Source organism: Planctomycetia bacterium (genome assembly GCA_021413845.1).
In the GTDB taxonomy this organism is placed as follows: domain Bacteria; phylum Planctomycetota; class Planctomycetia; order Pirellulales; family PNKZ01; genus PNKZ01.
The window spans coordinates 37,051-50,534 of record JAIOPP010000127.1; the positions used below are offsets into that span (position 1 = coordinate 37,051).

The window sequence follows — 13,484 nt, forward strand, 5'->3', positions numbered from 1 at the left end:
AGCTTACCAGGGGGAATGACAGCAGAAAACGTACGCGGGCGTTGTCGAGGTGAAACTTTCGGTTTACGTCGAAATGCCTGTTTTCGCGGTCCGGGAACGGATCGGCTAGCGTTTTTCGTCGGCCGCAGACAGGACGACCATGCCGACTTGCGTGATCGTGCCCGCCCGGTTGAGTTCGCGCACATGCAGCGCAATCTCTTGGAAGCGGACGATGCTGCCGACGCGCGGAGGCTCGTCCCCGAGGATGCGCCGAATCGCCGCGTCGAGCGTGTCGGTCGGCGGTGCGTCGAGGCTGAAACCGTAAAACTCTTCGAGTTCGCCGACCGAGATCGAGGCCCGCAAGGGAAACTCGAGCCGCACGGGCAGCTCTTCGCGCGCCTCGACTCGGGCGAAGACCTGATTCACCAGCGCGCCGACACCCGGCCGGAGCACGATGATCACATGGTCTCCCGGCTCGATCCGCGTTTGTCCTTGCGGCGGAATCAATTGCTCCTGGCGAGCGATCATCGCGATCGTGCAGCCGTCGGGAAGTGCGAGTTCGCGCACATGTTTGCCGGCCGCGCGCGAGTCTTCCGTCACCGTGTAGTCGACGATATCTCCTTCGACGTAACGAAGCGAACTGATTTCAAGGCTCACCGGCGGCGACGGCTCGGCCGCGGTCATCAAGCCGAGCCGTTTCGCTACGAGCGGCAATGTCCAACCCTGCACGAGCGCCGAGACGACGACCACGAAGAACACGACGTCGAACAAGACCGAAGCTTGGGGAACACCGTACAGCAGCGGAAACGTCGCCAGCGTAATCGGCACCGCTCCCTTCAACCCGACCCACGACAACAGCGCCAACTCGCGCGGCTTGAAGCGAAACGGCAACAGCGACAGTACGACGGCGATCGGTCGTGCGAGCAAGCAGAGCACGACGGCGATGGCGAGCCCTTGCCAAGCGACCGCCAGCAGCCGGCTCGGGAACACGAGCAGCCCGAGCACGACGAACATCGTGATCTGCGAGAGCCAAGCCAGTGCGTCGTGAAAGAGAAAGATGCCGCGCTTAAACACAAGCCGGCCGTTGCCGAGCACGATGCCCGCGAGATACACGGCGAGAAATCCGCTCCCTTCCCAATGCGCGGCGACGCCGTAGATCAGCAGCGCAAACGCGCTGACCAAGATCGGGTACAGGCCGCCGATATCGAGATTGATCCGGTTCACGACCTTTGCCGCGACGTAGCCGCCCGCGAGTCCGACGAACGCACCGATCGTCATCTGCCGAGTGAACAGCCAAAACAGATCCGGCCCCAGCTGCATGTCTCCGGTACTCAGATGGATGCAGCCGAGCGTGAGAAAGATCGCCATCGGATCGTTGATGCCGCTTTCGATTTCGAGCGTCGATTGCAGTCGCTTAGGCAGTGCGACCCCGCCCAAGCGCAGCACCGCGAACACGGCCGCGGCGTCGGTCGAGCCGATGATGCTGCCGAGCAGCAAGCCTTGCAGCAGCGAAATCCCTAAGATTTTCGCGGCGATCAGACCCGTAATCAGCGCCGTGATTACGACGCCGACCGTCGCCAGCGCCAGCGACGGGCGCCAAGCGGAGCGGATGCCGGCGAGCGTCGTACTGAGTCCGCCGTCGAAGAGAATCAACGCCAGCGAGAGGGTGCCGATCGCATGAGCCAGCTTGTAGTTCTCGAACTCGATCCCCCCCAACCCTTCCGAGCCGGCGAGCATCCCGATCGCCAAGAACAACACCAACACCGGCACGCCGAAGCGAGTCGAGAACTTGCTCGATGCGATTCCCGTGAGCAGCAATGCTCCTGCGACGAGAATAACCGTATCGATATAGAACATGTCGTGGCTGGGGTGGTCCGTGAGCGTGGCGGCGGTCGGTCGAGCCTCATTAGGATAGAGTACTGAGCGCGCATCGGCCGGCCCTCCGGAAACTTCCGTCGAGCCGCAGCTTAAGAATCTTAAGAGCTCGAGCCTCGTTTCCCGATTTCGCGAAGCAACGACGACACGCGCTCGTCGGTTGTGAATTCCTCGAACGAATAGCGGGCTTTGCGACACCAGTTCGACGTCGGGTCGTTGGTGCCGGGAATGTTTTGTGAAGCCGTTTCTCGCCATAAATCTTCGAGGTTCAACAACACCGTGCGCGTCGCCCCGGCGCTCAATCGACGCAGCGTGGCGACGAGCAGCTCGGCGCCGGTCGCGCCGGCGAAGTCGCGCTCGCCGGAATGCCCGACCCCGAGATGGTTCGCCAGCGCTTCGACGGTCGCGCGCCGCTCGGCCAGCACCGCTTGCGGATCGAGATCGCCGAGCATGCCGAGCGCCTCGCGCTCGCGCACGTCTTGTCCGGTCAGATAAGCCGCGAACGGCGGCATGTCGTGCGTATTCAAACCGGCAACCGACGTACGGGGCGCGTCCGGCAACGGATGCCACGGGTTCGGTTGCAATGCGTACTGCGCGACGAACATCCCTTGCACGTTGTGCCGCTGCATCGAACTCGGCACCTCGGGCGGCACGGTCCCGAGGTCTTCGCCGACGAGCAGCGTCCGGTGCCGATGCGATTCCAAGCTGAACACCGCATACAGCTCTTCGGCCGGATAGCGGACGTACACGCCGTCGTGGGCCGTCATTCCCTCGGGCACCCAAAACAGCCGATGGAAGACCGGCATGTGATCGATCCTCAACATCCCGGCATGACGAAGTTGATGGCGCAGGTAAGCGATGATGTACCGATAACGCTGGTTGCGGATGCCGGTCGGATGCATCGGCGGGAAGCCCCAATCCTGGCCGTTGCGAAACACGACGTCGGGCGGGCAACCCCCGGCCGCGCCGACGGCAAACGCTTCGCGCTCGCGCCACACATCGTAACCATCGCCGTTCACGCCAAGCGGCAGATCGAGATACAAGCTCACCCCGGCGCTGCGCATCGAGTCCGCCACCGCTTGCATCTGCTCCGCCGCGATCCATTGCACGTACAAGTGATAATCGCGCACGTCGGCGTCGAACGCCTCTTCGGGAATCGTGCCGCTCTGAAGCGGCTCGGGCCATTTCGTCCACGGCGCCGCGCGCCGCTCCATCGTGGCCCGAAAGCGGGCGTAGTGTTCGGCGTCGGGTCGTGCTTGCAGAAACGCTTCGTACGCGGCGCGCCTCGTTGCCGACGCCGTATGCAGGAACTCGGCGGCAAGCACGACGAGAATCTTGCGCTTCAGCGCGAGTTGCCGACGATAGTCGATCAGCGCTGCGTCGCGAAGTTCGGCCAGCTCGCGCACGAAGTCGTCGGAGCGAACGATTGCTTGCGCGGCTTCACTGGCGGCGAACTCCGGAATCGCTTCGAGATCGAGATATGCTTCGTTCCAAAACAGTCGGCTGGCCGGCGAGTAGGGGCTCGGCTCGAACGGTTCGTCGAGCAACTGCGCGAGCAGCGGCAACGTGCCGACCGCTTCGCCTCCTTCGCGCCCGACCCAAGCGGCCAGCTCTTTCAAGTTCGTGAAGTCGCCCCCTCCCCAACTCCGCGCAGAGTGGAGCGCGTAGAGAGGTAGAAAGCTCCCCCAGTTGCGATGTTGCCCGCCGGCGTCGGGCTCATAAGCCCGGCGCGGTGCGCTGACGACCGTGCAGCTATAGGCCGTGCCGTTCAACGTCAGCGCGAGTTGGTGATAGCCGGGCGGTAAGCCTTCGGGAAGGGGGCAACTCTTCACGACATACTCGACGCCGTCGAAGTGTTCACATCGCGTCGTCGGGAGTTCGTCGAGCACTGCGCTCCAGGTGCGTACCTCGCCCGATTCCAACGTCAAGCTCGCGTCGAAGCGTTCGCCGCCGCGGCTCTGCTCGCTGCGCAGCGCTAGGTGGTTCGATTGATCGTCCCAAGCGATCGCGATCGGCTCGAGCGGTGTCTGCCAATAAGTTTGCTTCCAGGCCCGAATCGCGACCGGCGCGTCGCCGGCGCTTGCGAGCGGAGTGCCGAGAATTTGGAGTACGCGAACCAGCGCGGCCGGTGAGGCGTGCCGGCGTTGATACATCGCATCGATGTATTCCCGTTCGACTCCGTACAGTTCCGCTAGTTCATGGAGGTCGGCAAGTTCCGTCGGCGTGAGCTGGTCGTTCGGCTGCATGAAGGTCTCGGCGGTTCGCTGCGTTTCACGTCGCTTCGGTGAAGGTCTCAAGGTCACCGATTCTCGAGTTTCACGCAATGCCGATCCCTCGACAGCTAGCCCGCAACACGGGGTAGCGCTTTCTCAGGTCGGTACGGAGTTTGCTTCACTTCCTGCTACATAAGCCGGACGTTATTTTTTCGCGAAATTCGCGCTTGCCGTTGTGTTGGCGGTTCGGTCGCTATTCGCTCAGGAAGGCTCGGAAGCGTTCGCTGTCGACCCCAAAGGTTCGGAAACGATTCGCCGCTGGGTTCTCAAGCTCGGCGAGCGCAAGTAAGCCGTTGGCAGCGAAGATAGAACGACGTACGATCTGCAGGAAGGAGAGCGGGCCGTGAGCGTAAGGATACCGATGGAACATCGAGCGGCGGAAGATTCGATCAAACGGCCGGTTACGGTTCCGCCTGCGCGCCACGATCGGGGCCTGCTTCTGATCGCGATCTTTAAGTTCGTGAAAGTCGCGCTGCTCGTCGCGACCGGCTTCGGGGCGCTACGCATGCTGCAGCCCGAGTTTGCGGAACGGGTCGATCATTGGGCCGCGGAGTTGGCGATCGCCGATGAACGAAAAGTGCTGCAATACGTCCTTGCGCGTATGAGCGGCCTGAGCGATGCCCGACTCAAGATGCTCGGCATCGGCTGTTTCGTTTACGCCGCCGTGTTTCTCACCGAAGGGATCGGACTGTATCTCGAACGGCGTTGGGCCGAGTATCTCACGGTCGTCGCGACGGGTTCGCTGGTGCCGCTGGAGTTGTACTCGCTCGCGAAGCACGTCAGCATCGAGAAGGTCGCGATTCTCGTAGTGAATCTCGCGATCGTCGCGTACCTGATCTATCGACTCCGCGCCCAGCGCACCGGTCTAGACGAGCGGTCTACCGCTTAGGTTGAAAGCCTTCTGCGCCGAATTGCCAGAGGAAGAACGACCAAATGTCGGCCCGTTCTTCGTGGCGCTGCGAGCGGGTCGAGCCGATGCCGTGGCCGGCATGATAGTCGACTCGATACAGGACCGGTCGCGCGTCGGACACATTCGCCTCGGACGCTTGTAGGCGGGCCGTCGTCTTGGCCGATTGCCACGGCTCGACGCGCGGATCGTTGATGCCGTGCGTGAGAATGACGGCCGGATACTTCACACCGTCGCGGATGTGTTGATAGGTGCTCATCGCCAGCAAGCCGCGGAACTCCTCTTCCTTAGTCACCGTGCCGAACTCCGGCACGTTCGGCGGGCCGTTCATCGTCGTCTCGAAGCGCAGCATATCGGTGCAGCCGACCGCGATGTTCGCCGCCGCGAAGAGTTCGGGCCGTTCGGTGATCGAGCGCCCGATGAGAATCCCTCCGGCGCTGCCGCCGCGGCCTGCGAGTTTCGCCGGCGATGTGTAACCCTGCTTCACGAGATACTCGGCGCAGGCGATGAAGTCGCGCCAGGTGTTCGGCTTCGTCGATTTGCGACCCGCATGATGCCACGTCTTGCCGAAGGCCCCTCCGCCGCGTACATGCGCCACCGCGATCACGCCGCCGCGCTCGAGCCACGCCAAGTTCGTCGGGTCGTAACCCATCGACGCCGTGTGACCGTAAGCGCCGTAGCCGGAGAGGTTCGTCGGGTTCGAGCCGTCGAGTTTGATGTCGGCCCGATGGATGATCGACAGCGGCACGCGCACGCCGTCGTGACTCGCGACCAATACCTCCGTCGCCGCGAGACCTGCGGGCCGGTCGTACTTCCCCTCCGGCGAAAGCTTCGTATCGACGAGCGACTTCGTATCCGGATCGTAGCGATAGAGCCGGCCTTCGCGAATCCAAGAGCGGGTGCGAACGAGCGCGCCCGGCATGTCGGGCCGCGCAGTTTCGACGTTGCCCGAGGGCTCGTCCGTCGGCAGCGCGATCGGCTCCGCTTTCGCACCGGCCTCGTAAGGGACGCGGAGAATCTTATTCGGCACGCCGCTCAAGATGCCGACGTAGAGTGCGTCTTGCGCTACGGCGATCGAATCGACGACGTATTCATCGGCCGGTACGACCACAGCGGCCGATGCGATGTCGGGCTTCGCCAACGATGTGCGCAGCACCTGGAAACGGGGCGCGTTCAGTGCCGTGAGAAGATATATATCGTCGCCGCGCACGGCGAACTCCGTGACGAGATCGGCCCGATCGCAGACTTTCGTCCACTTCACGTCGGCGGTGCCGAGCGCGCTTTGCGGCGCAGCGTAAAGCGTGATGTCGGTCTCGTCGCCATGCTTCACTTGGCCGATGGCGAAGGTCGACCCGGTCGGAATGAGGACGGCCGGGAAATCCATCTCTCCCATCTCGGGCGAGCCCGCCGCTCCCCGACCGAATACGAGCGAATCTTTCTCGACGTCTGTGCCGAGCGTGTGGCGAAAGGCCTGCGTGAACTTATAGCCCTCGGTCACGGGATCGGCGGGACCCAGCTTGCGCCGCCGACTGTAGTAGAACGAGCGACCGTCGGGCAGCCACGACGGCAGCGCATACTCCGCTTCGAGACGATCGATCGTATCGGGCAGAGCCTTGCCGGTTTTCAGATCGAGCACCTTGAGCGAGGTTTGCTCGGAGCCGGAAGCCGCGAAGCCGTAGAGCAGATACGCGCCGTCGGGTGAGACACGGTAGAAGCTCAGCGTGAAGTGATCGCTCGGTTCGGCCTTGGGAAACGTCTCGGGATCGACGAGCAAACGCTCGACGTTCGACGCGCCATCGCGAACGTAAACCTTGGCGACGTTCTCCGACGCGAGTTGCTTGAAGTAAAACAGATCGCCGTTCGGGCGGCGCGCGATGCCGTAGATCGAGTACGGCGCCCCGGCGTCGAGCTCGTCGATCCGTTTCAAGAGCGCCGTGCGACCGGGGATCGCGCCGAGCGTGTGGGCGGCGAAGTCGGCTTGGCCTTTGACCCACGCTTGCACCTCGGGATCGGTGAACGCTTCCAGATAGCGATACGGGTCGGTGATCTTCGTGCCGAAGTAGTCGTCGACGACAGGCTTCACCGGAGCGACGGGAGGAGAATCGGCCATCGTAGTCACCGGTGCGAGTGGAAAGAGTGCCGCGCATGCGAACACAAGTAAGAGCGAGATGCGCATAGAGGTCGACTTCCTAGGAACGCCAAATTCCAGCCTGGCAACTCTGATTAGCCGGAGGGCGTTAGCCCCCGGTTCTGCGGCCTAATCTCAAGTTGGAAATAACACGTGTAACCGGACGCTAACGCGTTCCGGCTGATCGGTTGCTCGCCTTAGAGCCCGAACGCTTCGTCCATCTGTTGCGATACGCCCTTAAGATATGCGAGGTCGCCGCTTGCGACTTCCGCCGCGATCCACCCGTGGAAGTTGATTTCGGTGAGCGCCTTGCGCACATCGGCGTAGTCGATATCGCCTTCGCCGATCGGCGTGAACTTGTTGTCTTTGCGCGAGAAGCCTTTGATGTCGAGCTTGTAAACGCGCTTGTCGAGTTGGCGAATCCAATCGCCCATGCTGCCGTATTTCCAATGGTTGCCGATGTCGAATTGCATGCCGACCCACGGCGAATGGAACTCGTCGACGTATTTCACGAACTTCGCGGCGTTCTGATCCGCGCCGCCGGCATGGTCGTAGAGAAACTGATTCCAGACGTTCTCGATCACGATCGAGACGCCGAGCTCGGCCGCGAGCGGCACCGCCTTCGCGATGTTCTCGACGGAGCGCGGCCAGATCTCGCTCTCCGCGCCGTCTTCCCCTTTGCCGACGACGAGCAGAATGCTATGCCCGCCGACGGCGTGCGTGTCGCGAATGCCGGTCTTCAAGCTTTCGAGCGCCTTGGCGCGCGTAGCAGCGTCGGGACTGGTGTGCCGCACCGACCAGTGATCGCCGCAGACGGTGCCGTCGACCGGCAGGCCCGACTCCGCGATCGCTTTCTTCGTCTCGGCGACATCCATTCCCGGCGCGTTCATCTCGACGCCGGCGAAGCCTGCCGCTTTGGCCGCTGCGAACTTTTCGGTAAGCGTGCCCGGCACTTTGATCATGCCGATCTTGAGCGTCTTATAGAGTTTGCCGGCGAGAGCGTTCTTGATGCGGTTCTTGCTCCCTTCGTCGGCGGCAAACGAAGCGCCGCCAGGGAGCATCGCTCCGGCGGCGAGCAGCGACGACGTTTGAAGAAAGCGGCGACGATCGGAAGCGATGAAATCGTGCATGGTAGGAACTGCTATGTTGGGTGGCGGGATGTTGCGTGGTGAGATGTCGGCAGCGGAGGACGAGGCAGTTCGCAGTGCGATGCGTGGGCCCAAGCCTCCGTCTGCTTGGGCGTAAGCTTACCGCGCACGATTGCCGCGGTCGCTCCTTTTTTCTCGCCGGCCGCGAGGCGGAGGTTGGCGCCGTCAGGCCGAGGTTTCGCTCGCGGAATGCAGCAAGTCTCGGAGCCGGGGAAACTCGGCTCTAACGTGCTCGTCCATCGCGGCCGCGAAGCGCGGGGAAAAGTAGAGGCGGAACAACGGATCCAGCACTCGGCCCAGGCCCGCGAAGCCGGCTTCGATGGTGTGCGTGATGGTCACGCCCGAAGGGTCGTCGTCGAACTCCATGACGACCCGCACCGGCAAGCGAACGCCATTCACGACTTGCCGCAGAATTTTTCGATCGGCAATCGCTTCGACGATCAGATCCGTTTCCTTGACCCGATAGTCGCCGATGTACTGATCGATGAAGATGACGTTGCCGACGTAGTTCGGGCAGTGCTTGAGCGTCGTATGACGCAGGTGAACTCCCGGCCACCACGCTTGGTAGTCGCGGTCCGTGGCATTCAACAGAAACTCGAAAATCTGTTTCGCCTTGAGACCGTCGACGTAAACCTGGGTTATCAGCGTGATCATAAGTCGGCCGTTACGCCGATCGCCGCGAGGCCGTTTGCTGCGCAGGTAGTAATCAGGTCGCACCGGCCGGTTTCAATTTATTTCCCGCGGCTCCCATGTTCGCCATGCGCACGGCGGCGAACTCGATCGTCGGGTTCTCTTTCTTGCAGTAGTCGGCTTCCCACGTCGAGGTAAACAGCACGGCGAGATAGCCGAGCTGATCGCGCACGACCTTCGCCGTATACGGAATCTTGATTTGATCGGGCTCGATACCCGGCGTCGCGATCCAGCGGGCCAGTTTATAGGGCAGCCATTGCATCGTGGTTGCCGTGTTGTACTCCGTCTCCAAGCGGAACCGCACGACATCGAACTGCAACTCACCGACGGCGGCGAGCATCGGCTCGTGGCGCTGAGCTTTCGGATCGACGAACTTCTGAATCGCTCCCTCTTCAAGCAACTGTTGCAGTCCGCGCTCGAATTGCTTGCGGCGGTCGGTGTCGCTCGTGCGGAGCACGGTGAAGAACTCCGGCGAAAACTGCGGCAGCTGCTCGAAGTTCACGGCCGGGCCGGTGCAGAGGGTGTCGCCGAGTTGAAAGTCGCCCGGGTTGATGAGCCCGATGATGTCGCCGGCGAACGCTTCGTCGACGGTCTCGCGCTCTTTGCCGAACACGCGATAAGCGCGCGGCAAACGGATCTTCTTGCCGGTGCGCGGATGGAGCACTTCCGTGTCGCGCTCGAACCGGCCCGAGCAGATGCGGGCAAACGCGATCCGGTCGCGATGTTTCGGGTCGAGGTTGGCTTGGATCTTGAAGATGAAGCCGCCGAACTCCGGACGCGTCGGTTCGATGGGGCCGAGGTCGCTGTTGCGCGGCGTGGGCGGCGGGCAGAGCTTAAGAAAGCCGGTGAGAAAGTGAGCGACGCCGTGGTTCGTCAGCGCGCTGCCGAAGAAGACCGGCGAGATCGCACCGGACAAGAATCGCTCTTCGTCGAACTTCACGCCGGCGTCTTGCAATAGCTCGATCTCTTCGAGCACCGCTGCGACGACCTTCGGATTGATCTTCGGTTCGTTGGGCAAGTCGGCGAGCGGAATCGAGCGCGGCTCGATACGGCGCTGACCGTCGCGCTCGTCGAAGATGTCGGCCACGGAGGTCGCCGGATCGATCACGCCGCAGAATTCGTGGGCCGTGCCGATCGGCCAATTCTGCGGCACCGTTTCGATGCCGAGCTTGCTTTCGATCTCCGTGAGGATTGCCAGCGGCGCGAACCCCGCGCGATCGACTTTGTTGACGAACGTGATGACGGGAATCTTCCGCAGCGCGCAAACTCGGAACAGCTTTTCGGTTTGCGTCTCGATTCCCTTCGCCAAGTCGATCACCATCACGGCGCAGTCGGCGGCCATGAGCGTGCGGTAGGTGTCTTCGCTGAAGTCATGGTGCCCCGGCGTGTCGAGCAGGTTGATGTGGTAGCCGTCGTATTCGAACGGCAGCACGGTGCTGCTGACGGAGATGCCGCGCTGCTTTTCGAGCTCCATCCAATCGCTCGTGGCGGCCCGTTGCGTCTTGCGCCCGCGCACGCTGCCGGCGATCTCGAGGCAACCGCCGTAGAGCAGCAGCTTTTCGGTCAGGGTCGTTTTGCCGGCGTCGGGATGCGAGATGATCGCGAAGGTGCGACGTCGCGCGACCTCGTGCTGGATAGGGGATGACATGATGAAGCTTACGTCGGCCGAGAAGGGGAGGAGACCACGGTCGTCAGCCGCCGGGCATGAGCCCCCGGTTCCGGAAACGCGTCTCCACGGCGAAAGGCGGCACGGGGCCGACCAAAGCTCGACAAATATCAGCTTTCGCCCGAAAACACAAGGCCGGCAGCAGGTTACGTTCGGCAAGTTCGTCCGTCGAAATGGTTGAAATCGCGCGGTGATTGACCTATAGATGCGGTTCCGCCGCCGCAGGGCACATCGCACACTCCTTCCGTTCAAGAAAGTTTTTATGCACGCCTCGCGCTCTCCTTCGTCGCTGGTTCGTCGACTCTTCGTCGCCGGACTTTTCGTATTCGGTTTGTCGTTGATCGCCGGCGAAGCGCAGAGTGCGCAAGTCGCGGCGGCCGATCCGGCCCCGACCGGCACGGCGAAACCATCTGTTCCGAAGCCAACGAGCACCGTGAAACCGGAAGCCGCGAAGCCGGAAGCCGCGAAACCCGCTGCCGTCCCATCGGACGCTCCGAAGCCTCCCGCCGCCAAGCCTGCCACCGAGAAACCTTCCGCCGCGCCGACTGTTGAAGAGAAGCCCATCGTCGAAAAGCCGACTGCTCCGAAATCGGCGACTGGGAAGCCCACCGAAACGAAACCGGAAACAAAGCCCGAGACTGTAAAACCGGAAACTGTGAAGCCCGATACGGTGAAGCCCGCAACGGTGAAGTCGGCTGCCGCGCCCGCGCCGCCGACGGTCGAAAAGCCCGTTGTCAAAGCTTCCGAGCAACCGTCCGCTGAATCATCGCCGGCGGTGCCGCCGTCCGATGCGAATCCGTTCGACGGCAAGTCGCTCGCCGGTTGGACGACGCCGGCCGGCAAGCCCGTCACCGGTTGGGTCGCCCGAGACGGCGCAATCTTTTTGCCGCCGGGTGCGCATGGCGGCAACATCGTGACGGCGAAAGAGTACGGCAACTTTTCCCTCTCGTTCGAGTGGAAGATCGCGAAGGGGGGCAACAGCGGCATCAAATATCGGGTGCGCGATTACGACGGCAAGCTGCTCGGCATCGAGTATCAGATCTACGACGATCCCCCGCAGTCGCCGGCGAAGGGCTCGGCCGGCTCGATCTATGATCTCTACGCGCCGAACTCCGCGAAGAAATTGAAACCGGTCGGAGAGTTCAACACGGCCAAGATCACGGTACGCGGCAACCGCCTCGAGCATTGGCTCAACGGCGAGCTCATCGCCGCGGCGAACGTCGGCACGGCCGATTGGCACAAGCGGGTCGCCGAGAGCAAATTCAACGACGTGAAAAACTTCGGCATGTACCCGAAAGGCAAACTCATGCTCACCGACCACGGCACCGAGGTTTGGTATCGCAACATCAAGTTCGAGACGTATCCCGACACGACGACCGCCGTGCGCCCGACCGGCCGAGCGCGGCCTCGGCTGCTGCGCTCGCTCTTCGGCCACTAACGTTACCGCCGTGATGGCTTGAAACCGAACCGCCGCGCCGCTCGTGGTTTTGCGGACAGGAGAACCATGCGATGGGAAGCTTCCTGCAGAGGTCGGCCCTGCTTCTCGGTGTGCTCGCGCTCGCTTCTCCGGCGCAAGCCGACGAGCCGGCGCTGCGCATCGAGCGGGCCGTCGTGCTCAAGGGCCTTGAGAAATATTACTTCACGCAATCGCGCGGCGCCGTGATTCCCGGCGCGCCGCGCGATCGGATCATGATCGTTTCGCAAGAGACGGAGAAAGAGGGCTCGCACGGCTATCGCGATCTCTGGGCGATCGAAAGCCGCGACCACGGGACATCGTGGAGCGAGCCGGCGCGAATCGAGAGCCTAGCGCGCACGAAGCTACCGAACGGCGACGAACTGGCGATCGGCGACGTCACGCCGACCTGGCACGCCCGGACGAAGACCGTGCTCGCGACAGGGAAGACGTTCACCTTTCGCGGCGGCACCAAGGAAGATCGGCTCGCCGAGCAAGTATCGTATGCCGTGTATGTGCCGGGGAACGCCGATAAGGCCTCGAGCGGCCAATGGAGCGAACTGCGGATCTTGAAATTGCCCGAGGTCGATAAGGCCGGCTATCCGCTCGTTTCGCCGAACTCCGGTTGCATGCAGCGGGTCGATCTTCCCGATGGCGATATTCTGTTGCCGATTCGCTACCGCCGCGGTCGAGAAGCGACCGACTACACGGCATTCGTCGCCCGCTGCAAGTTCGACGGCAAGACCTTGAGCTACGTCGAGCACGGCAACGAACTCGTGAAGACCAACGGCCGTGGCTATGGCGAGCCGTCGCTAGTGAAGTTCGGCAATCGCTACTTTCTCACGATCCGCAACGAAGTGACCGGCTATGTCACACGCAGCGACGATGGCCTCACGTACGAGCCGCCGATCGATTGGAAATACGACGACGGCACCCTCATCGGCACCTACAACACGCAGCAACATTGGGTCGCACACGAACCCGATGGGCTCTATCTCGTCTACACCCGCCGCGGCGCGGGAAACGATCATATCTTCCGGCATCGCGCGCCGTTGTTCATCGCGAAGGTCGACCCGGACCGGCTCTGCATCCTTCGCGCGACCGAGCAAATTCTGATTCCGCACGACCATGCCGACCTCGGCAACTTCGGCGTCGTGCAGGTGAGCCCGACCGAAACGTGGGTCGTCGCGGCGGAAGGTCTGGCGTTCGGCCAGCGGAAGGCGGAGCGAAATAAGGTGATCGCCGCGAAGATCGATTGGTCACCGCGCAAGTAACCCGTCGCCGATCGGATCGTCCGCGGACGCGAATCGCTCGGAATTGCGGGAATTATTTGCCGGTTCAGCGCGTCTGAGCGCGGTGGGCGCT

At 62.7% G+C, this 13,484-nt stretch carries 9 protein-coding genes; 3 read left to right on the forward strand and 6 right to left on the reverse strand.

The genetic code is table 11. The annotated features are described in order from the left end of the window. Nucleotides 1–105 precede the first annotated feature (105 nt). Both K8U03_22265 and malQ read right to left on the reverse strand, forming a co-directional pair. Nucleotides 106–1,836: a potassium/proton antiporter gene (locus tag K8U03_22265; protein MCE9607621.1), complete on the reverse strand. Its 1,731-nt coding sequence runs from the start codon at nt 1,834–1,836 to the stop codon at nt 106–108. Between the two features lie 119 nt (nt 1,837–1,955). Beyond that, the gene (malQ, locus tag K8U03_22270; GenBank protein ID MCE9607622.1) at nt 1,956–4,151 is read right to left on the reverse strand and encodes a 4-alpha-glucanotransferase; all 2,196 of its coding nucleotides are present in this window, start codon (nt 4,149–4,151) and stop codon (nt 1,956–1,958) included. 319 nt (nt 4,152–4,470) lie between these two features. On the opposite strand from malQ, the gene K8U03_22275 reads away from it, so the two are divergent. After that, nucleotides 4,471–5,016, forward strand: a complete 546-nt coding sequence (locus K8U03_22275) for a DUF2127 domain-containing protein (GenBank protein ID MCE9607623.1) — start codon at nt 4,471–4,473, stop codon at nt 5,014–5,016. Here the strand turns inward: K8U03_22275 and K8U03_22280 are convergent. The 4 genes from K8U03_22280 to K8U03_22295 form a co-directional block, all read right to left on the reverse strand. After that, nucleotides 5,006–7,144 carry a prolyl oligopeptidase family serine peptidase gene (locus tag K8U03_22280; GenBank protein MCE9607624.1) on the reverse strand — a complete coding sequence of 713 codons (2,139 nt, stop codon included), beginning with the start codon at nt 7,142–7,144 and terminating at the stop codon, nt 5,006–5,008. The two genes, K8U03_22275 and K8U03_22280, sit on opposite strands and share 11 nt — an antisense overlap. 215 nt (nt 7,145–7,359) lie before the next feature. Continuing rightward, complete coding sequence (locus K8U03_22285; protein MCE9607625.1) at nt 7,360–8,292, reverse strand: sugar phosphate isomerase/epimerase; 933 nt, start codon at nt 8,290–8,292, stop codon at nt 7,360–7,362. Between the two features lie 183 nt (nt 8,293–8,475). Further along, nucleotides 8,476–8,964 carry a hypothetical protein gene (locus K8U03_22290; protein ID MCE9607626.1) on the reverse strand — a complete coding sequence of 163 codons (489 nt, stop codon included), beginning with the start codon at nt 8,962–8,964 and terminating at the stop codon, nt 8,476–8,478. A 52-nt stretch (nt 8,965–9,016) separates the two neighbouring features. Beyond that, nucleotides 9,017–10,648, reverse strand: coding sequence for a peptide chain release factor 3 (locus tag K8U03_22295; protein ID MCE9607627.1), 1,632 nt, complete (start codon nt 10,646–10,648; stop codon nt 9,017–9,019). A 280-nt stretch (nt 10,649–10,928) separates the two neighbouring features. Here K8U03_22295 and K8U03_22300 point away from each other — a divergent pair, with 280 nt between their 5' ends. After that, the gene (locus K8U03_22300) at nt 10,929–12,104 is read left to right on the forward strand and encodes a DUF1080 domain-containing protein (protein ID MCE9607628.1); all 1,176 of its coding nucleotides are present in this window, start codon (nt 10,929–10,931) and stop codon (nt 12,102–12,104) included. 71 nt (nt 12,105–12,175) lie between these two features. Beyond that, nucleotides 12,176–13,393: a glycoside hydrolase gene (locus K8U03_22305; GenBank protein ID MCE9607629.1), complete on the forward strand. Its 1,218-nt coding sequence runs from the start codon at nt 12,176–12,178 to the stop codon at nt 13,391–13,393. The last annotated feature ends 91 nt before the right edge of the window (nt 13,394–13,484 follow it).

What these genes read in the sequence shown, in the direction of transcription:
- K8U03_22280 (MCE9607624.1), bottom strand. Translation starts at nt 7,144, where the DNA reads ATGGCCGATTCTCCTCCCGTCGCTCCGGTGAAGCCTGTCGTCGACGAC.
- K8U03_22265 (MCE9607621.1), bottom strand. Translation starts at nt 1,836, where the DNA reads ATGTTCTATATCGATACGGTTATTCTCGTCGCAGGAGCATTGCTGCTC.
- K8U03_22300 (MCE9607628.1), top strand. Translation starts at nt 10,929, where the DNA reads ATGCACGCCTCGCGCTCTCCTTCGTCGCTGGTTCGTCGACTCTTCGTC.
- K8U03_22305 (MCE9607629.1), top strand. Translation starts at nt 12,176, where the DNA reads ATGGGAAGCTTCCTGCAGAGGTCGGCCCTGCTTCTCGGTGTGCTCGCG.
- K8U03_22285 (MCE9607625.1), bottom strand. Translation starts at nt 8,292, where the DNA reads ATGCACGATTTCATCGCTTCCGATCGTCGCCGCTTTCTTCAAACGTCG.
- K8U03_22290 (MCE9607626.1), bottom strand. Translation starts at nt 8,964, where the DNA reads ATGATCACGCTGATAACCCAGGTTTACGTCGACGGTCTCAAGGCGAAA.
- K8U03_22295 (MCE9607627.1), bottom strand. Translation starts at nt 10,648, where the DNA reads ATGTCATCCCCTATCCAGCACGAGGTCGCGCGACGTCGCACCTTCGCG.